Origin of the sequence: Streptococcus sp. 53 (assembly GCF_013276565.1) — a bacterium.
Classification (GTDB): Bacteria; Bacillota; Bacilli; order Lactobacillales; family Streptococcaceae; genus Streptococcus.
On record NZ_VMLG01000013.1, the window covers coordinates 1 to 20,119 of the forward strand.

Here is a 20,119-nt window from a genome sequence, read left to right on the forward strand (position 1 = left end):
AGTTGACAAAGAGCCAATTCATTTACTATCCTCCATAAAAAGACCGGATTGCTCCGATCTTTTTATGTTTCTCTCTATGAAAATCAAAGAATAAACAAGGCATCAAACTGCAGGCAGTACTGGAGTACGGCAAGGTGAAGATAACGCAGTTTATATTTGATTTTCGACGAGAGAAATTATTTAATTGCGCGTGATTGCAACCCTTCTTCTTCCAAGAAGAGACGGAATGGTACGAGTTCTTCTGCTTCGTATTTTTCCTTGAAGGCTTTGATTGCTTCTTCTGAGTGAAGTTTTGGATCCAATTCAAGTACTTCTACTGGAAGTGGGCGGTGTGGAGTGATGCGAGCATCGATCACAACAGTTTTACCTTCTTTGTTGAGTTTAACAGCTTCTGCAACAACTGCATCGATGTCTTCGATACGGTCAACTGTAAATCCTACAGCACCTTGCGCTTCAGCGATTTTCGCATAGTCAGCATTAGGGAAGTCACAACCAAACAAGTGTTTGTTTGTGTCTTCGTATTTGTCCTTGATGAAGGCATATTTACCATTTGAGAAGACAACGTTAATAACTGGAAGGTCGTATTGAACGTTTGTGATAACGTCTGGGTAGCACATGTTGAATGCACCGTCACCCATGATGTTCCATACTTGGCGATCTGGATTGTCTTTCTTAGCAGCGATACCACCAGGAAGGGCAATACCCATTGTCGCAAAGAGTGGAGATGTACGCCACATGTTCTTAGGTGTCATGTGAAGGTGACGAGTAGATGTTTGAGTAGTGTCACCTACGTCGATTGAGTAGATAGCGTCTTGATCAGCATGTTTGTTGATTGCATTGTAAACTTGATACAATTGCAATTCACCCTCAGTTTTACCTTCGATTTTGTTCATGTAATCACGCCAGTTTTGGTTATTCTTAACGTTTGCACGCCACCATGGAGTAGATTCAACTGGGTTCACTTTGTCAAGGATAGCTTTAGCTGCTTGACCTGCGTCACCAAGGATTGAAGCGTCAAGGGCGTGACGTTTACCAAGTTTGTAAGGGTCGATATCGACTTGGATGAATTTTTCAGTGTTCTTGAATGCTTCGTAAACTTCAGCAAATGGGAAGTTTGAACCAAGGAAAAGAACTGTGTCTGCTTCAAAGACCACTTCGTTGGCTGGTTTCCAACCAACACGGTAAGCAGAACCTGTCAAACCTTCATAGTTCCATTCGAAAGCTTCAAAGTTTTTACCAGTTGTGATGATTGGTGCTTTGATTTTACGTGACAATTCAGTAATCACTTCACCAGCTTTAACACCACCGTAACCAGCATAGATAACTGGACGTTCAGCATTGTTCAAGATTTCAACAGCTTTGTCGATTTCAACTTCGTTCAAAGCAGGAGCGATGAATGAACGCTCGTATGAACCTGAACCGTAGTATGAATTTTCATCGATTTCTTGGAAGCCGAAGTTTACTGGGATTTCAACAACAGCTGGACCTTTTTTAGAAACTGCAGCACGGCAAGCTTCGTCAATAACTTTTGGTAATTGCTCAGCATAAGCTACACGTTTGTTATATACAGCGATACCGTTGTACATTGGGTTTTGGTTCAATTCTTGGAAAGCATCCATGTTCAATTCGTTAACTGGACGTGATCCAAGGATTGCTAGGAATGGAGTGTTATCCATAGCTGCATCGTAAACACCGTTAATCAAGTGAGTCGCACCTGGACCACCTGAACCAACTGCAACCCCGATTGAGCCGCCGAATTTAGCTTGCATAACCGCTGCAAGAGCACCTGTTTCTTCGTGGCGAACTTGCAAGAAGCGGATATCTTTATCTTCAGCCAAAGCGTCCATCAATGAGCTGAGTGTTCCTGATGGGATACCGTAGATTGTGTCTACGCCCCATGTTTTCAATACATTAAGCATTGCTGCAGATGCAGTAATTTTCCCTTGAGTCATAATGATAACTCTCCTTCAATTTTTTTAGACTTGGAGAATACGATTACATAGAATTGGAAACGTTCTCCAAATTTTTACTATTCCACTGTATCATATTTATGCTGACTTTTCTAAAAATCTGCTCAAAACTCTCTATTCTCTATTCTAATACAGTTTTGAAAGTGCTGTCATTCCTGTTTTATAACAAAGAAATCTAGTCATTACTTTTAGTCTATTTTAGTAAAGTTTAAGAGAAGAGAACTGGTCAAAACAGATACAGAACTAAAGGCCATGGCTAGACCTGCCAATTCTGGATTGAGAGCTAGTCCAACACCTGAAAAGACTCCTGCTGCTATCGGAATTCCGACGACATTGTAGATAAAGGCCCAGAAAAGATTGAGCAGAATTCGATTAAAGGTTTTCTTACTCATGTCAAAGGCACGCACCACTCCTAGGAGGTTATTAGTTGTCAACACCAAATCTGCTGACTCGATGGCGATATCCGTTCCAGCTCCCATAGCAATCCCCACATCTGCTACACTGAGGGCAGGAGCGTCATTGATGCCATCACCAACAAAGGCTACTTTGCCAGCCGCTTGTAGTTTATGGATTTCGTTGGCTTTTTCTTCTGGCAAGACACCTGCAATGACCTCTTCGATTCCGATTTGATCTGCAATAGCACGCGCCACACCAGCATTATCTCCTGTCAGCATGACTGTTTTAAGACCTCGTTTTTTCAACTGACTGATGGCAAGCTTAGCATTTTCCTTAGGAATATCTTGCAGAGCAAGCAAGCCTTTGATTTCATTCTCAACAGCCAAGAACACAACTGTCTTAGCTTCTTTTTCTAGTTCTTCTAATTTTTCTTGATAAACGCTTGAAATGTTCATGCCATCCAGCATTTTAGCATTTCCAAGCAAAACTTGTTTTCCAGCTATGTGCCCTGAGACACCTTTTCCGTGCAAGGCTTGGAAATTTTCAACAGTTTGAAACTCAAGTCCAGCTTCACTCGCTCGTTTCACAACGGCTTCAGCCAGTGGGTGTTGAGAAGCTTCTTCCAAGGAAGCTGCCAATCCAAGCACTTCTACTTCGTCGCCGATGATATCTGTGACCACAGGTTTCCCTTCCGTCAAAGTCCCAGTCTTATCAAAGACAATAGTTTGAACTTTCTGGATTTCCTGTAGAACCATTCCATTTTTGAGAAGAACTCCCATCTTGGCACTGCGTCCTGTCCCTACCATAAGGGCTGTCGGTGTTGCAAGACCCAAGGCACAAGGGCAGGCAATAATCAGAACTGCTACTCCATAGAGAAGCGAAGATACAAAGCTAGCTCCAAGCACAACTACACTATCCCTGAGCAAGACAAACCAAACCCAAAAGGTCACAATCCCTAAAATGACAACTGCTGGGACAAAAATGCCTGAAATTTTATCCGTCAAGTCCTGAATCGGCGCACGACTTGTCTGAGCTTTCTTTACAAAATCGACAATCTGAGCCAAAACAGTCTCTGAACCAATTTTTTCTGCTCTAAAAACAAGTGTTCCGCTATTATTGATGGTTGAGCCAATGACAGTATCTCCAACTGTCTTGTCCACAGGCAGACTCTCACCTGTCACCATAGACTCATCAATACTGGACACACCTTCGACTACAACCCCATCAACCGCAATCTTTTCACCGGGACGCACTCGAATCAGGTCACCTACCTTGACTTGTTCCAAAGGAACTTGAACATAGTTATCCTCACGCAAGACTTCTGCAGTTTTAGCCTGCAAGTCAAGTAATTTCTCCACAGCTTGGGAAGTATTTTTCCGCATTTTCTCCTCAAAAACGGCTCCCATAAGAACGAAGAAGAAGATAAATGCAGCACTTTCAAAGTAAACGGGGAGACCAGCGAAGAGGGCAACTAAGCTATAGAAATAGGCCACTAGGGTTCCCAGAGCAACCAAGGTATCCATGTTGGCATTGTGCTTTTTAAAACTAGCCCAAGCGCTTTGGATATAAGGACCACCTGCTACTAGCATAATCGGTGTTGTGGCTAAAAAGGTGCCCCAACGCAGGACTTGGTGACTAATTCCTCCTGTCGACATCCCAATCATGAGGATCACAAGAGGCACAGTAAAGATACTAGTAATCCAAAAACGCTGTAAAAGTGATAGAGATTTTCGAGTCTTCTCAACGACTGTATAGCTTCCTTTTTGCATCTTCATGCCACAAGAAAATTCATGTTGACCTAATTCTTGAGGTGTAAAACGAATGACTTTCTCCTCATCTACGCCGATTGGTTCCAAGATGCCTTCTTCTTCAAAAAGAATTTCCTTGTAACAGTTTGAAGGAGTAGCACGATGAAAGGTAATCTCAGCTAGAACTCCTTTTTGCAGTTGAATGTGGGCTGGATGGTAGCCTTTGTCTGCCGTGATACGGATTTTTTGAACACCATTTTCAAGACTTGCTTTTACAATTTCAGTCATATCATTCTCCTATTCTACAATCATCTTACCGTGCATCATATTCATGCCACAAGAGAAACCATACTCTCCAGCCTGCTCAGGTGTGATTTCCACTACGTACTCTTCACCCATTGGCAGGTCCGCATGTATACCAAAATCTGGAAAAACAATTTGGTCCAGACAGGGTGAAGGATCCTTACGGTCAAAGACAATACGGACTGGTACTGATTTCTTGAGGATAATCAACTCAGGCGTATAGCCCCCCATGACCTCCACTCGAATCTCTTGGTAGCCCTTTTTTTGCTGGGCCTTTTGTCCAGATTTTTCAGGCTTTTTGAAAAACCAAAACAAGATAAACGCGATAAGGGCAATACAAACAATGGTTACAATACTATTTAACATGACGTCTCCTTTACATACAATTACATTTTACTTCTGTTACAGCGCTTGATTTCTTCTCAGAAATCATAGCTTCCAAGTCTTCCAAGTCAGCCTGAGTAAAATCACATTCAGCAATCAAATCAGCCAACAAGTTCTTAATCCTACGAGAACAAACCTTGTCCTTGATATCTTGGACAAGTAAATCCCGACTTTGGTCCAAAGTTAAAAGGGCTGAATAAACAAAGAACTTGCCTTCTTTTTTCCTTGTCAGACACTCTTTCTCAACCAAACGAGCCAAAAGAGTTTGAATGGTTGACTTGGACCAGTCGAACCGCTCCGCCAGAACCCTGATCAAATCCGTACTAGTCTGCTCTCCTTGCATCCAAATAATCTTCATGACCTGCCATTCTGCATCTGAAATCTGCATCATCACACCTCCAAAATCTACATTTGTCAATTATGTTTCTTAGTATACTCTCAAAATCTACATTTGTCAATTATAAAATCAATCTTTTCTTTGAAAAATTGAATTTTAACCATATAATACAGGATTTTCAGTCAAATCTTACTATATAAACTATAAAAATATGCTATACTAAAGAAAAAAGAAAACAACCACTAGGGGTGCGTAAAGCTGAGATTAACAACTGTTAGATCCCTTTAACTCAATCTAGGTAATGCTAGCTGATGGAAGTGGAAATGATAATGGGGACTAGCAGTCTTCTATTGCCTTCCTGAAACAGATTAGCTTGTTCTTAAGAATACAAACTTCAGTTGGTTGGGAGGTTTTAGATGACTTATTTACCCGTTGCTTTGACCATTGCAGGAACTGACCCAAGTGGCGGTGCTGGCATTATGGCTGATTTAAAGTCATTCCAAGCTAGAGATGTCTATGGAATGGCCGTTGTGACCAGTCTTGTCGCTCAAAATACCAGAGGCGTTCAATTGATCGAGCACGTTTCTCCTCAAATGTTGAAATCCCAATTGGAGAGTGTCTTTTCGGATATCAAGCCTCAGGCTGTAAAAACTGGCATGTTGGCGACTACTGAAATTATGGAAATCATCCAGCCCTATCTTAAAGAGCTGGATTGTCCCTATGTTCTTGACCCTGTTATGGTCGCTACTAGTGGAGACACTCTGATTGATACCAGTGCCAGAACTTACCTAAAAACAAACCTACTTCCCCTTGCAACCATTATCACTCCGAATCTTCCTGAGGCAGAAGAGATTGTTGGTTTTTCAATCCATGATCCTGAAGACATGCAGCGTGCTGGTCGCCTGATTCTAAAAGAATTTGGTCCTCAGTCTGTAGTCATCAAAGGTGGTCATCTCGAAGGCGGTGCTAAGGATTTCCTCTTTACCAAGGATGAACAGTTTGTCTGGGAAAGCCCACGAATTCAAACCTGTCACACCCATGGTACTGGATGTACCTTTGCTGCAGTAATTACTGCTGAACTAGCCAAGGGAAAAAGCCTTTATCAGGCAGTTGATAAGGCCAAGGCCTTTATCACAAAAGCTATTCAAGACGCTCCTCAACTTGGTCATGGTTCTGGCCCAGTCAACCATACAACTTTTAAAGATTAAGAAAAAAACTCTCTAGTTCCCACTTTAAGGGAATTAGAGAGTTTTTATACTCTTCGAAAATCTCTTCAAACTACGTCAGCTTCCATCTGCAACCTCAAAACACTGTTTTGAGCTGACTTCATCAGTCTTATCTAAAACCTCAAGGCAGGGCTTTGAGCAACCTGAGGCTAGCTTCCTCTTTGATTTTCATTGAGTATTAGTTAGGAAATAATGTCATGCAACTTTGTTAAAAAGGCTTGCGTTTTTGCCTCAATATCTTCTGCCTGCATCAAATCACGTACAACAGCTACACCAGCTATGCCAGTGCCCATAATCTGGTCAATGTTCTCTGAAGTCAAGCCTCCAATAGCAACTACTGGAATGGCAACCGTTTGGCAAATTGTTTTCAAGGTCGATATCAGAGTAATGGGTGCATTTCCTTGGTGGTTGTCGGAAAAATGGCTCCTGTCCCCAAGTAATCTGCACCTAATTTCTCCGCTTCCAGAGCTCTTTTTATTGTTTTAGCGGTGACACCGAGGATTTTTTCAGGACCCAAGACTTTGCGAGCTACCGAAACTGGTAATTCATCATCTCCGATATGCAGACCTGCTGCATCAACTGCAAGACAGACATCCAAACGATCATCGATGATCAAGGGTACCTGATAAGCATCTGTTATTTCCTTGACTTGTTTTGCCAGCTGATAATATTGATTGGTTGTGAGATTTTTTTCTCGCAATTGGACTATGGTAACCCCTGAACGGCAGGCCGTCTCAACTTTTGCAAGAAAGCTTTCCACGGAATCTTGATAGCGATTGGTTACCAGATATAGTCTAAGTGCTTCTCTATTCATAAACCTCTCCTTTGATGGTATCTAGCCAATTTTCATCTCTTCTTAGGAGCGAAAGCTGATTGAGTACTTGGTAACGAAATTCTTCCAATCCCATTCCTTGAACAACTATTTTCTCAGCAGCGATATTGAGATAAGAGACTGCTAAGCAAGAAGCTTCAAAACCAGTCTTTCCTTGGCTGAGAAAAACAGCTGTTAAGGCTCCAACCAAGTCTCCTGTCCCTGTTATCCAGTCTAATTCAGTACAGCCATTCTCCAGTACAGCAACTTGATTCTCCGAAACAATAAGGTCCTTGGGGCCAGTAACTAAGAAAGACATACCAGGATAGGTCTGACACCAATCTTTCAAGACTTGAAGCAAATCCTCCGTTTCTTGATCTTTAGCACTCGCATCGACCCCAACGCCGTGGTGCTTTAAGCCAACAAGACTTCGAATTTCTGACATATTTCCTTTAAGGACCGTAGGTCTATGGTCTAAAAGGTCTTTAACTAAGCTCTTACGAATAGAGGAAGCCGTTACGCCAACCGCATCTACTACCATTGGAAGAGAAACTTGAGCTGCATACGAGGCTGCCATGCGGATTGCTTTTTCCTTCTCAGCTGACAAATGCCCCAAATTGATGAAGAGTGCCTGGCTTTGCTTAGTAAAATCAAGAACCTCACGGGGATCATCTGCCATGACAGGTTTGCATCCCAGAGCCAAAATTCCATTTGCCAGCATCTCACAAGAAATCTCATTGGTAATACAGTGAATGAGGAAACTAGAGCCTATAGGAAAAGGATTTGTCAATGCCTGCATCAGTCTATCCTTTCAGCAAAGAAATATCCTTGCACTTTTTTAAAGAATTCCTGCTTGATTAAAAATCGAAAGGCAATAAAGGAAATCACTGTACCAATCAAGGTTGCTCCGAAAAATCGAGGCGTGTAGATAAACCAGCTGAGCTTAGCAGCTGATCCTGTAAAGAGTACCATAACAGGATAGGAAACAATAGAACCAATAATACCTGTTCCCAAAATTTCTCCCAAGGCAGAAAAATAAAATTTTCGACCATACTTATAAAAGAGACCTGCAAGGAGGGCTCCAAAAGTCGCTCCTGTGAGAGCTAAAGGAGGAATCCCTTGAGTCGTCATACGGATAAAGGCTGTGACTGTAGCCATGGCCAAGGCATAAACAGGTCCCATCATGATTCCCGCTAGAATATTGACTACACTGGACATCGGTGCCATTCCCTCAATCCGAAAGATAGGCGTAAGGACTACATCAAGGGCAATCATCATAGATAAAATGGTTAATTTGTGAACTTGTAGTTGGTGCTTTCTCATATTCCTATTCTTCTCCTGTTTCTAAAGACTGTAAATCACTCTTCCATGTCTGGTGTTGGTAGGCCATTTCCCAAAACTTGGCTTCCATATGAACACTGATGTGGAAGGCATCTAGCATTTTGTTCTTGTCTATCTCATCACTTTCGCGATAGAGTTGATTGACCAGCGCTCCCTCCTCTCTGATCTGTTGCTCTAACTCATCCGTAATATAAGTTTCAATCCATTGTTGGTAGAGAGGATTTGGTGATGGTTTAAGATTAAGTGATTTCCCTATATCATGGTATAACCAAGGACAAGGTAGCAAACTTGCAAAGGCAATGCCCAAGTTTGGCTCTGCAAATTGCCGATAAATATGAGAAATGTAATGATAGCAGGTTGGAGCGATTGGATGTTGCTCCATTTCCTGATCGCTGATTTCCAATTCCTTGAAAAATTGTTGGCGGATAAATAACTCACCCTCCACTAGACTCTGAGCATTTTGTTTCAAGAGTCTTTTCATCTCTTGGTTTGAAGTCTTATCAGCCAAAAGGTGATAGATTTCTGAGAAGGTCTTCAGATAGTAGGCATCCTGAATCAGGTAATAGCGGAAAATGGCAGGTTCTAAATCCCCCTCTTGTAATTGTAAAATAAAGGGATGATGAAAGGAAGCCTGCCAAGCTTCCTTGGATAATTCCATCGCAATATCTGTAAATTCCATAATAACTCCTTTATAAAAATAGACTGATTTGAAGTAATAAAAAGAAAAGCAGGTAGATGAATATTGTCCTTTGAGGAATATAAAAAGTCCGATAGCTATTCTCCACCTGTGCATGTTCGTCATATCCATGAGCAGACAGAGCTCTCAGGTAAAGATGGCGCCACCTAAAGACTGTCATCAGAACCTTACTGTAAATCAAGGGAGACCAAAAATGCAGTTCTTGACCACGTAATAGGCAAGCTTCCTTGAGAGACTTGATTTCTTGCTGGATAAGAGGAAAGGAATTGAATACCACAATCAAGGCATAAGCCCAAGACCGTGATAGCCCCTTTTGAGCCAAGTATAAAAGAAGCTCTTTTAGGGAAATAGAGGAAACAAAGACAAGACCAATACAAACGGTAACAAAGGCCCTCGTTCCAAGTATGACTGCCTGCGAAGCATCTCCATGTAACTGAACTGCCCAGTAGTTGGCAAAGGATGGCAAAATGGCAAGCAGAATCATCCAAGCCAACACTTTAAATCGACGGTAATAGAGCATAAAGAGAATACAGAATGCGACTACCGAAAGATTCAGAGCAATCGAAGGAATGAAAGATGTTTCCAGCGATAAAATCAGCAAGAAGAGACTGATAATCGGTGTCTGGGTTGCTACTTTGACCATACTATCTCACCTCCCCTTGGGTATTGCTACTCTGAGATGTGAGTGGTTTGGTAATGGTCACTTCTTTCACATGACTGAGACCCTGACTAGTCATCTCAATCCAATAATCAACCACAGAGATCAAGGGATCTAAACGATGGCTAATGATCAGAAAACTTCTTCCTTGATTTCTCTCCTCCACAATCCACTTGCAAAAATAATGGCAGGCTCTATCATCCAAACCAGCAAAAGGTTCATCTAGTAAAATCACAGAAGCCTTGCTGGTCAAGATGGTCAAGAGTTGAAGAATCTTTTGCTGACCACCACTTAATTGATAAGGACTCTTATCAAGCGCCTGCTCCAGATTAAAATATCGTAAAGCTTGGAGAATACGCTGATTTCTTTCAGAATCAGGTCCATCTAATTGAAGCTCTTCGCGCAGACTGACTCTGATAAACTGTTTCTCAGCTTCCTGAACAACACCCGTCAGGTCACGGTACAAACTCTTTTTCTTTTTCAGGACTGTCCCCTTCCAGGTAATGTGCCCCTTATACTTTTGAAATTGAAGAATAGACCGAAAGAGGGTTGATTTCCCGACACCATTATCACCCAAAATACAGGAAATTCCTTGGTAAAATGTGAAATCAGCAATCGAAAAGAGGGGGCGGTTACCAAGCTCACAAGTCGTTCGATCCATATGGAATAGTTCTGGGCTAGAAGCAACCTCCTTTGAAACAGCCTGTGTCATTTCAGAGGCAGGGATTTGAAACACTTCCCTTAGTTGTCCAACTCTTAGCCCCACCATATGGTCGATATAGGCTTCATAATCAGATAAATCATGGTCGCACAAAATAACTGTCTTCCCATTAGAGACCAACTCTTTTAGAATCTCCAATATCTCTATCCTACTCTTGCGATCAATGGAAGCAAAGGGCTCATCTAATAGATAGACCCTAGGATTCATAGCAAAGAGAACAGCCAAAGCAGCCTTTTGCTTTTCTCCACCTGATAAGTGATGGATGGGACGGTGCAAGATGTCCTTGCAACGACATTGCTGGACAACCTCTGCTATTTTAGAATCAATTTCCTGAACGGGATAGCCGATATTCTCCAAGGTAAAAATCAGCTCCTCAAACAAGTTCTCCATGGTAAATTGATGATTGGGATTTTGAAAGAGAATACCAACCGTTTGGACACGTTCGATGATAGAAAGCTGACTGACCTCGCTCTCATCTATCAGGACTTGACCGCTATAGGGAAGAGAACTAACTTGGGCAATAACTTGAAAGAGGCTCGATTTTCCAGACCCACTACTCCCAACTAACAAGGTAAAAGCTTGCTCATGAAAAGTAAAATCAAGCGGTTCCGAAAAAATTGGGGCCTGAATCTCCCGTAATTCCAGCCCCATCTATGCCTTTCCTCCAGTTGCAAACTGATGATAGAGTTTGACAATGGCACGAACCAAAATGGTACAGAAGAAATAAACAGAAATAAAACGCACCACAAGCAAGGAAAGGACAAAAGGAAGAGAGAAGGCGTAGTAACCTAACTTAATGTATTCATAGACAAAGCTAACAAGCGTAATCCCAATACTACTAGCAGTTAGAGAGAGCCAACTTTCATAGCGATTCTTGGTTACGATAAAACCAAGTTCACTTCCCAAACCTTGAACCAAGCCAGACAAAAGGGCACCTAGACCGAATTGGCTACCATAAAGGACTTCAGCAAGCGCAGCTAGCACTTCTCCAATCGTTGCACTTCCGACTCTCGGAACAAAGATGGCAGCAATGGGCGCAGCCATACACCAGAGTCCAAAGAGGATTTCATTGGCAAAAGCCTGTAAACCAAGAGGTGTTAAGAGTAGGCTGAGAATATTATACACATATCCTGAACCAACGAAAACGCCACCAAAAAAGATAGACAAGAAAGCAAGCAAAATAACATCTTTTAACTGCCATTTTTTCAACATAAAAAACTCCTTTTTTTAAAGAAAATTGGGGCACTCAAGGTGAGCTACCAAAAGGATTTATATCACCTTCATCCAGTTTCGTAAAAGAAAAAACTCTAATTACAGATACGAATTAGAGTTCAGCTTACAAGATTAGACCGTTCTTTTCGACATACGAAAAAAACATTTCACATTTCCCTTCGCCAGTATTAACTGTATCAGGTTCAATGGGTATCATCTCAGCCTAAAGCACCCCAAATGTCTTTATTATTTAATTATGTGATTATTATAACACACATTTTATACTAGTTCAAGAAATTGAACTGGAAATACAGCCTTGCACTCATAAATACAGCAGATCTTTCTTTTGCAAAAAACAAATGACCTGTTTGATGAATTAGCCATTCAAGCTGAATCTGAACATAGCTTTTTAAAAAAGGAAAATCCTACTCAGAATCCAAGGATAGATTGATACCTATTGTTCACTCATTTCTCGAACAGTTTTTTCTATATTTTTTGCATACGATATTGCTGAAATGATTGAAACACCATCTATATTGGTCTGTATAATGTCTTTAATATGTTGCGTCTGTATCCCACCAATTGCAACTAAGGGCATTTGTGGCAATAGTTTTCTTATCAATTTAAGACCTTCATAACCTATAGCACCACCAGCATCATCCTTTGACTGGGTATCAAATACAGGACCAACACCGACATAATCTACATATTCAACTTTTGATTGTTGAAATTCTTCCTCATTTTTTATAGAAAGACCAATTATTTTATCTGGCATCAATTTTCTAATTTCATCAACTCCAAGGTCATCTTGTCCTACATGTACGCCATCAGCATCTATTTCCAATGCTAACTCAATATCATCATTAACGATAAATGGAACATTGTATTTTTTACAAAGATCCTGTAGTTTAATTGCTAATTCGACTTTTTCTTTACCTTCTAAGGCTCCCTCCCCTTTTTCACGAAATTGAAATAAGGTTATACCACCTTTTAAGGCTTCCTCAACGACTCTATATAGATCTTTTCCTTGGCAAGTAGTCGTTCCACAAATAAAATATAGTTTTAGTAATTCTTTATGAAACATTTTACTTCACTCTTTTGAATTCCTTTACATCTTCATCTGAAATCTCGTATAAGGCATTCATAAATTCAACTTTAAATGTTCCAGGAAGATGTCCATTTGGACGTTTTTCTGCCATTTCTCCAGCGATATTGTAAACCAACATTGCTGTTTCTAATGATTTCAATTCTTGACCTTTTTCTAGTCCGATAAAGCTTGCTACCACTGCCCCTAATAAACATCCTGTCCCAATGACTTTTGGCATCATGGCACTACCATTATGAATCGTTACCACTTCTCCATTAACAGCAATCGCATCAACTTCTCCAGTCACTACTATTGGAATATGAAACTTAGCGTTGGCTGCTAGAGCAATCTCATCAATATTATCCACACCAGCACTATCTACTCCTTTAGATGCCACATTTATACCTACTAAAGAAGCAATCTCTCCAGCATTCCCCCTAATCGCAGCTAGTTTGTAATTGTTGATTAAATCATCTGCTACTTTTTTTCTATATTCTCCTGCTCCACAGGCTACAGGATCTAAAACTGCTGGGACATTATATTTCTCTGCAATTTTCAGAGCAGCTTGGTATAATTTCCAATTATCATCCGTTAAAGTCCCAATGTTAATCAATAATCCTCCAGCATATTTTAATAGATCTTCTAAGTCTGCTGGGTACTCGCTCATAGCTGGTGAGGCACCCAGTGCTACTAATCCATTTGCTGTGAAATTTTTTACTACATCATTGGTGATGCAAATGACCAAAGGTGCTTTTTCTTTTAATAATTTTAAACTTGTCATATTGAAATCCTTTCTTTTCACTTTATACGATCTATTGATTTCGATTTATCTCTATCTTTAGTTGAGAATTTTTTTCAGTTACATTGAATGATTTACCTCGTCAAATTTGTCAGTATCCTGAACTTTCTCTAGGCATCATAACCAATATCAAAAAAGGCTAATTCTAAAGCAACTGCTTGATTCCAGCGTTGCTGAAGTTCTGTCAAATCTTCTCGACCTTTTCCGACACGATTGAGTTCGTCAACCAGAAATTGAACCCACTCTGCAAAGAAAGGACCTCTGTGGAGATTGATCCATTCCGAATGAATATAGGCTTCAGGTAGAGCCAAATCTTTAGAACCCCAGTCTAAATAGAGACCTTCTGCAATGACCAGCATGACCAAAAGATGAGCATAGTCTGATGAAGTCACTGCCGAATACATCAGATCCTGAAAGGCTTTTGTTACAGGGTGCAAAGTCACTTCCAGATAATCATTCTCAGATACTTTTAACTCTTTGAAAGCCTTTTGGAAATAACCATCTTCATCTGCTTCAAGAAAGCCTAGTTGCTTGGCAAAACGAAGTTTGGATTCAAGCTGGTCTGCGTGAGCTACGCAGGCACCCAACATGGATAGGAAGGCATCAAAGAAGTGATAATCTTGAATTAGGTAGTCTTTTAAGACCTTATTCTCAATTGTCCCCGCAAAAAGTTCCTTGACAAAACGATGATTGATTGCAGCCTGCCAATCCTTCTGACTATTTTTTAATAATTCTCCAACAGTCAAACCTGGCTGAAATGCATAAACCTGTGTTTCCATATTTATTTTTCCTCTCTTTACTCGTTCGTAATCAACAAAACATCAAGAAAATCCTAGTTTTACTTGACCTTTTTAAAGAAAAGTGGGGCATATAAGGTGAGAGCTACCTAAATGCTTTGTATCACCTTCATCCAGCTTATATAAACAAAAAAACTCCAATTACAAACGAGAATTGGAGTTTAGCTTACAAGATTAGACGGTTCATTTCTGTATTTGAAAAAAACCATTTCACATTTCCCTTCGCCAGTCTTAACTGTATCAGGTTCAATGGGTATCATCTCAGCTTAAAGCACCCCAAATGTCTTTATTATTTAATTACTGCACTAGTATAGCAAAAAATGAAAGCCCTAGCAAGATATTTGACCGAAAAATATCTTTATATAGTTTTTGATAGCGATTTATTCTTCCAATACACGAAGAAAAACCTCCACATTCAGTGGAGGTAATCTGTTTTATCAATACAATTTTAAGTCACGTGGGTCAACTGGGAAAGTTGGGTTGTATGGGTTGTGACGGAGTTTGAAGTGTTTAACATCTTCAATGGTCTGAGTTCCAGACAATTGCATAACTGTCTTCAATTCCGCATTCAAGTGTTCAAAGACTTGACGCACACCAACACTACCGCCTAGAGCCAAGCCATAGATAACCGGGCGACCAATAGCTACCAAGTCTGCTCCTGAAGCCAAGGCTTTAAAGACATGTTGACCACGACGAACACCAGAGTCAAAGACAATTGGCACACGTTTATCAACTGCTTCTGCCACTTCTTGAAGCGAGTCAAAGGCAGCTGGTCCACCGTCGATTTGACGACCACCGTGGTTGGTTACCCAGATACCAGAAGCTCCTGCAGCAAGCGAACGTTCAACGTCCTCACGGCATTGTGGTCCCTTGACATAGACAGGAAGACCAGAGTATTCAGCGATAAATTCTACATCGCGTGGAGACAAGCGCTGTTTAGCTGATTTGTAAACAAAGTCCATTGATTTACCAGCACCTTCTGGCAGGTATTCTTCAACAATCGGCATGCCAACTGGGAAGACAAACCCATTACGCTTATCAACCTCACGATTACCCCCTACAGTAGCATCTGCCGTCAAGACAATCGCCTTATAACCTTCAGCCTTCACACGGTCCATGATGTGGCGGTTAATGCCATCATCTTTACTAAAGTAAAATTGGAACCAATGAGGTGTCCCTTGGAGGGCTTCAGAAATCTCTGGAAGGTCAACAGTAGAGTATGAGCTAGTTGTATAAAGAGAACCAAACTCATGCACACCACGCGCAGTCGCCACTTCCCCCTGTTCATTTGCTAATTTATGAGCCGCAACAGGTGCCATAATGATTGGAGAAGATAGTTTTTCACCTGCAAATTCAATCTCTGTACTTGGATTTTCTACATTGCAAAGTGTATGAGGAACGATGAGCTTGTGGTTAAAAGCACGGATGTTCTCCCGTAAAGTAAAAGTATCCTCTGCTCCACTGGCGATATAACCAAAGGCTGCTTTAGGGATCACTTGTTGCGCCATTGGCTCCAAATCATAGGTATTGATGAAATCTACATGCCCTTCTGCATTGCTTGTTTTGTATGACATAAAATGCCCTCCTTGATTAAGTAAGCGTTTGCTTTTTACTATACAACTATAATAACTCTTTTTTCAAAATTTTTCAAATATTTTGTTTGGAAATTTCATACTTTCAATCATTTTACAGCGATAATTAAAAATGATGAACTTTCTTAAGTTATGGAAATTCAAATAATCTTTTCATTTTCTAATACTTTATCATCAAATTGTTCAGCTAGTATAGTTGCTGAGTGATAAAGTTCCTTTGCTTTATTTTTATCATTTTCAAAATAAAGATAGCACTTAGCTTCAAATACTGAAATTCCAGGTTTATAGACTTGCAACGTTGTTACTGATAAAATTTCATTCATCTTTTTTACTAGAGATATCATATGTTTATAGTCATTATGAACAACATAAACAACCGCTATGGCACAAAGAACTGATAGTAGCTCTACATTATACATTTCATCACTAACTAATTGCTGTTTCAACAACTTAATCCGAAAATCATCTAATGCTCTCTTCTATAAATCAAGTCTTGACATTGCATAGCAAAATAATCAATTAATAGTAAATCATTGAATGTGTAAACTTGCTTTAGTGTTACTTGCTTAAAATAATCATCAAAAATATCTTCAGCGAAACTACCTGTCCCTGTTCTTATCAAGTCTAATATTCTTTCAATCAAGTCTAGACTCAGCAACTCTTCCTCAGGAAGAGCTAGTTCTTTATTTTCAAGAAAAGTATCTATCGGAACTTCTAATCGCTTAGATAAATATTGTAACTTAGTAATTGTTGGCAAGGATTGCCCAAGCTCAGTACGCATCAGCTGTTTGATTATTAAGTCAGCTTCTGTCCACAGACCTCTTCTCTCGTCAATTTGTGACGTTCACGTTCCTGTCTTACTCTATGACCAATTTCAGTTTTAATATCTGTTGTCATTCTTACCTCTTAACCACAATCCATAAATTAACATACTTTTAATTCTTCGGCTAAAAATTAACAATAATTCTTTTTCAAATCCGTCATATTATTTTCTAAAACTTGGATGTCTTGGCTGACTTTGAGAATGACAATGCTGCCTTGAATACTGGAGATGACTTGACGGGCCTGCAACTGCGCCCGCTCTTCTGACCAGTCAGCATGCAGGTCTTGCAAGAGGCTGGCTAACTTCTCTGTCCATTGGGTCATAAAATCATTGAGAGGACAGCGGAAGTTCTCATCTTCTGTGGACAATTCCACAATCAGATTACCAATTGGGCAACCATAAAAGACCGTCTGACTTTCATGAAATTGACAAACCCAGTCAATCATATCCGAAAACTTGTCACTGTCAGACTTATCTGCTTCAAAAATATCTTCAAAAAGCTCTTTTCGCCAATTTGCTAAAATATCTTGAATGACCGTCAAACCAATTTCCTTCTTAGATTTGAAATAATAATAAAGCTGTCCCTTGCCAACATCAGCTGCCTCCATGATGTCACTGATGGAGGTGGCCACATAACCCTTCTGATAAATCAATTCCTCAGCACTTTGTAAAATACGCTCTTTAACGCTCATCTACTCACCTCTCTTTTTTCCTATTATAGCAGATTCAGAGTCTGAGACCAAACAATTGAAACCACCTCCTTTTGCCACTGTTTTATCATTAAAATTTTTTGTTCTGAGCAAATTAATTTACAAATTCAATTTTAGATGTTATTATAATTGTACCGAATGGTCAGTATATAACTAAAACTACCATTTGGAAAATCATCAAACTAACAGTCTAAATTCCTATTGGCTGTTAATCAAATCATATTAGGAGGAACCTCATGTTCAATCAGAAAAATGTCGCATTTGTTATCACAGACCCACAAGTTGAATTCCTAAAACATACTGGTAAAGGATTCGGAGCAACTAAAGACGTTCTTGAAAAAGTTAATACTATTGAAAATCTGACAAAGCTTTTCGCTCTTGCTAAAGAGCGTGGCTACAAGCGTTTTATCTCACCGCACTACTTCTATCCACACGATCACAAGTGGCAATTTAAAGCTGCTGGTGAAACGATGATGATTGAAAACGAAATGTTTTGGCGTGATAGCCAGTATTCAGCAATTCCAGAAGGCTCTGGAGCAGATATGATTGAAGAGATTAAACCATTTTTGGATGAAGATACTATTGTTGTCAACGGACATAAAATTTTTGGCCCAGAAAGCAACGATCTTAACCTTCAACTCCGCAAAAATGGTATCGACACCGTCATCTTGGCTGGTATGAATGCTAATCTCTGCGTGGATTCACACATGCGTGAACTCATAGAATTAGGCTACAATGTCATTGTTGTTAACGATGCTGTCGGTGCTCCAGGTGAAGAAGCCTACCAAGCTGCACTAACAAACTACGGCTACATTGCCAACCAAGTTTTGACAACTGAGGAAGTTATCGCTCAACTTTAGTATTAAAAACAAAATCAGGTAATCCTAGCGACTACCTGATTTTCTATGTTTTAAGAATTTTGCCAATTTTCTTGGTCTTCTTTAAAGCGTTTTAGAAGGTCGAGTCCTTCTGGTGTGATATAGCCTTCTTCTTGGGCTAGGTGAATGAGTTCACTGTAGTTAGAAAGCGTCACAAGTTTGACACCTGCATCTGAGAAGTTCTTATCTGCTTTTGGCAATTGGTAACTGAAAATCGCTACAACACCAAGTACATCTGCACCTTCGCGTTTAGCTGCTGCTACGGCCTCAAGAACAGAACCACCTGTTGAAATCAGGTCTTCAACCACTACCATTTTTTGACCTTGAGCTACACGACCTTCGATTTGGTTGCCTGCTCCGTGGTCTTTTGGTTTGCTACGGATGTAGGCAAAAGGCAAGTCCATCTTATCAGCAATAATAGCTCCGTGTGGAATCCCTGCTGTTGCAGTTCCTGCAATGACTTCTACCTCTGGAAAGGCTTCTTTGATAGCTTCCACAAAGCCATTTTCAATTAGGGTACGAGTTTCTGGATAGGCTAGTGTCACACGATTATCAGTGTAAATCGGTGACTTGATACCAGATGCCCAAGTGAAAGGCTCCTCTGGTTTGAGGTAAACGGCTTGAATTTTCAAGAGGTGGCTAGCGATATCTTTAGCAAGTGTCATAGTATTCTCCTTTTATTTTTCTAATCTATTTCTTTAATTCCAGTCCTGTGTCCATTCATCCTTGATGGCATGATAGGCTGCAACAGGATTCTCAGCTTGCGTAATGGGGCGTCCCACTACGATATAGTCACTACCGATTTGATAGGCATCTGCTGGTGTCATCACACGTTTTTGGTCTCCAACTGCAGCTCCGGCCGGACGAATACCTGGTGTCAGACAGATAAAATCTGGATTGGTGGCCTGCTTGATGAGTTGAACTTCCTGAGCCGAGCAAACGACACCATCTAATCCCGCTTCAGCCGTCTTCTTGGCATAATGAATCACAGACTCTTGCAGGCTGGTTTGGATATTTTGAAAATCCTGCATCTGAGCTTCTGATGTTGATGTCAGCTGCGTTACAGCGATCAATTTGGCTTGGTTTCCAAGACCTTCACGCGCCGCCTTCATCATCTCTACACCACCAGCCGCATGAACATTAGTCATATCCACACCAAGCTGAGACAAGACCTTCATGGCTGACTTGACTGTATTAGGAATGTCATGCAGCTTGAGATCCAAAAAGACACTGTGCCCCAGGCCTTTCAAGTAAGACACAATCTCAGGCCCCGTTGCGTAATAAAGCTCCATCCCTACCTTAAGATAAAGGCTTTCTTCTGCTGGAAAAAGAGCTAAGAATTCCTTGACCACCTCAAAACTAGGAAAATCAAGAGCAATAACTGGACGATGTTCTCGCATAGGTTTCTCCTTTTACCTTTGCTAGTGAGAGAGTCTGGCCACAAGAAGCCACGAAAAAAGGAACCTGCCAACAGCAAGGTTCCACGAAAAATGGGTAGTCTCCACCCTTTCACCGTTTAACCTTAGCTGCCTCTCTGGACTGCTTTAAAGGTTTTTTACTATTCTATTATTTCTACCAGCACTTGTCAAGTAAAAATATGGTCACTAAAGAGCTATAGGAGAAAAGGTA

At 40.6% G+C, this 20,119-nt stretch carries 21 protein-coding genes, 1 pseudogene and 3 riboswitches; of the genes and pseudogenes, 2 read left to right on the forward strand and 20 right to left on the reverse strand.

The window, feature by feature from the left end:
- Positions 1-176: 176 nt before the first annotated feature.
- The 4 genes from spxB to HT722_RS04515 form a co-directional block, all read right to left on the reverse strand.
- Positions 177-1,952: a pyruvate oxidase gene (spxB, locus tag HT722_RS04500; protein WP_033681403.1), complete on the reverse strand. Its 1,776-nt coding sequence runs from the start codon at positions 1,950-1,952 to the stop codon at positions 177-179.
- 206 nt (positions 1,953-2,158) lie between these two features.
- Positions 2,159-4,402, reverse strand: coding sequence for a heavy metal translocating P-type ATPase (locus tag HT722_RS04505; protein WP_173277775.1), 2,244 nt, complete (start codon positions 4,400-4,402; stop codon positions 2,159-2,161).
- Between the two features lie 9 nt (positions 4,403-4,411).
- A complete protein-coding gene (locus HT722_RS04510) occupies positions 4,412-4,783 on the reverse strand; it encodes a cupredoxin domain-containing protein (RefSeq protein WP_173277777.1) in 372 nt (123 codons plus the stop codon).
- A 10-nt stretch (positions 4,784-4,793) separates the two neighbouring features.
- Positions 4,794-5,189, reverse strand: coding sequence for a CopY/TcrY family copper transport repressor (locus HT722_RS04515; protein ID WP_173277912.1), 396 nt, complete (start codon positions 5,187-5,189; stop codon positions 4,794-4,796).
- A gap of 183 nt (positions 5,190-5,372) precedes the next feature.
- A riboswitch (TPP riboswitch) is annotated at positions 5,373-5,471 on the forward strand.
- 83 nt (positions 5,472-5,554) lie between these two features.
- Between HT722_RS04515 and thiD the strand changes: the two genes are divergently transcribed.
- A complete protein-coding gene (gene thiD / locus HT722_RS04520) occupies positions 5,555-6,346 on the forward strand; it encodes a bifunctional hydroxymethylpyrimidine kinase/phosphomethylpyrimidine kinase (protein WP_173277780.1) in 792 nt (263 codons plus the stop codon).
- A gap of 200 nt (positions 6,347-6,546) precedes the next feature.
- Here the strand turns inward: thiD and thiE (HT722_RS04525) are convergent.
- From thiE (HT722_RS04525) to HT722_RS04590, 14 genes and pseudogenes are all read right to left on the reverse strand, one after another.
- A pseudogene (thiE, locus tag HT722_RS04525) lies at positions 6,547-7,178 on the reverse strand (thiamine phosphate synthase).
- Positions 7,171-7,974, reverse strand: coding sequence for a hydroxyethylthiazole kinase (locus tag HT722_RS04530; protein WP_173276678.1), 804 nt, complete (start codon positions 7,972-7,974; stop codon positions 7,171-7,173). The pseudogene thiE (HT722_RS04525) and the gene HT722_RS04530 overlap by 8 nt, the downstream one beginning before the upstream one ends.
- Positions 7,974-8,498 carry an energy coupling factor transporter S component ThiW gene (gene thiW, locus HT722_RS04535; protein ID WP_173276679.1) on the reverse strand — a complete coding sequence of 175 codons (525 nt, stop codon included), beginning with the start codon at positions 8,496-8,498 and terminating at the stop codon, positions 7,974-7,976. Before thiW ends, HT722_RS04530 begins: the two co-directional genes overlap by 1 nt.
- A gap of 4 nt (positions 8,499-8,502) precedes the next feature.
- On the reverse strand, positions 8,503-9,195 hold the full coding sequence (gene tenA / locus HT722_RS04540; protein WP_173277782.1) for a thiaminase II: 693 nt from the start codon (positions 9,193-9,195) through the stop codon (positions 8,503-8,505).
- 10 nt (positions 9,196-9,205) lie between these two features.
- On the reverse strand, positions 9,206-9,856 hold the full coding sequence (locus HT722_RS04545; RefSeq protein WP_173277784.1) for an energy-coupling factor transporter transmembrane component T: 651 nt from the start codon (positions 9,854-9,856) through the stop codon (positions 9,206-9,208).
- Position 9,857: 1 nt separating this feature from the next.
- A complete protein-coding gene (locus tag HT722_RS04550) occupies positions 9,858-11,243 on the reverse strand; it encodes an ABC transporter ATP-binding protein (protein WP_173277786.1) in 1,386 nt (461 codons plus the stop codon).
- On the reverse strand, positions 11,244-11,804 hold the full coding sequence (locus HT722_RS04555) for an ECF transporter S component (RefSeq protein WP_173217688.1): 561 nt from the start codon (positions 11,802-11,804) through the stop codon (positions 11,244-11,246). It abuts the gene before it with no gap.
- Between the two features lie 157 nt (positions 11,805-11,961).
- Positions 11,962-12,050: riboswitch (TPP riboswitch) on the reverse strand.
- A 208-nt stretch (positions 12,051-12,258) separates the two neighbouring features.
- Positions 12,259-12,888: a thiamine phosphate synthase gene (thiE, locus tag HT722_RS04560; protein WP_173217690.1), complete on the reverse strand. Its 630-nt coding sequence runs from the start codon at positions 12,886-12,888 to the stop codon at positions 12,259-12,261.
- Position 12,889: 1 nt separating this feature from the next.
- Positions 12,890-13,672 (reverse strand): hydroxyethylthiazole kinase, encoded by a 783-nt coding sequence (gene thiM, locus HT722_RS04565; protein WP_050262178.1) that lies wholly within the window; start codon positions 13,670-13,672, stop codon positions 12,890-12,892.
- A gap of 128 nt (positions 13,673-13,800) precedes the next feature.
- Positions 13,801-14,469 (reverse strand): TenA family protein, encoded by a 669-nt coding sequence (locus HT722_RS04570; protein WP_050262179.1) that lies wholly within the window; start codon positions 14,467-14,469, stop codon positions 13,801-13,803.
- Positions 14,470-14,687: 218 nt separating this feature from the next.
- Positions 14,688-14,776, reverse strand: a riboswitch (TPP riboswitch).
- Between the two features lie 148 nt (positions 14,777-14,924).
- The gene (gene lctO / locus HT722_RS04575) at positions 14,925-16,061 is read right to left on the reverse strand and encodes an L-lactate oxidase (RefSeq protein WP_049531486.1); all 1,137 of its coding nucleotides are present in this window, start codon (positions 16,059-16,061) and stop codon (positions 14,925-14,927) included.
- Between the two features lie 158 nt (positions 16,062-16,219).
- A complete protein-coding gene (locus tag HT722_RS10655) occupies positions 16,220-16,525 on the reverse strand; it encodes a hypothetical protein (RefSeq protein ID WP_165442212.1) in 306 nt (101 codons plus the stop codon).
- Between the two features lie 20 nt (positions 16,526-16,545).
- On the reverse strand, positions 16,546-16,860 hold the full coding sequence (locus tag HT722_RS10660; protein WP_002880183.1) for a hypothetical protein: 315 nt from the start codon (positions 16,858-16,860) through the stop codon (positions 16,546-16,548).
- 173 nt (positions 16,861-17,033) lie between these two features.
- A complete protein-coding gene (locus tag HT722_RS04590; protein ID WP_000111607.1) occupies positions 17,034-17,594 on the reverse strand; it encodes a TetR/AcrR family transcriptional regulator in 561 nt (186 codons plus the stop codon).
- Positions 17,595-17,848: 254 nt separating this feature from the next.
- Here HT722_RS04590 and HT722_RS04595 point away from each other — a divergent pair, with 254 nt between their 5' ends.
- Positions 17,849-18,472, forward strand: a complete 624-nt coding sequence (locus HT722_RS04595) for a cysteine hydrolase (protein ID WP_000483066.1) — start codon at positions 17,849-17,851, stop codon at positions 18,470-18,472.
- Between the two features lie 50 nt (positions 18,473-18,522).
- Here HT722_RS04595 and pyrE read toward each other — a convergent pair whose 3' ends face one another.
- Positions 18,523-19,155 carry an orotate phosphoribosyltransferase gene (gene pyrE, locus HT722_RS04600; RefSeq protein WP_173277788.1) on the reverse strand — a complete coding sequence of 211 codons (633 nt, stop codon included), beginning with the start codon at positions 19,153-19,155 and terminating at the stop codon, positions 18,523-18,525.
- A gap of 33 nt (positions 19,156-19,188) precedes the next feature.
- Positions 19,189-19,890 (reverse strand): orotidine-5'-phosphate decarboxylase, encoded by a 702-nt coding sequence (gene pyrF / locus HT722_RS04605; RefSeq protein WP_173277790.1) that lies wholly within the window; start codon positions 19,888-19,890, stop codon positions 19,189-19,191.
- Positions 19,891-20,119 lie beyond the last annotated feature (229 nt).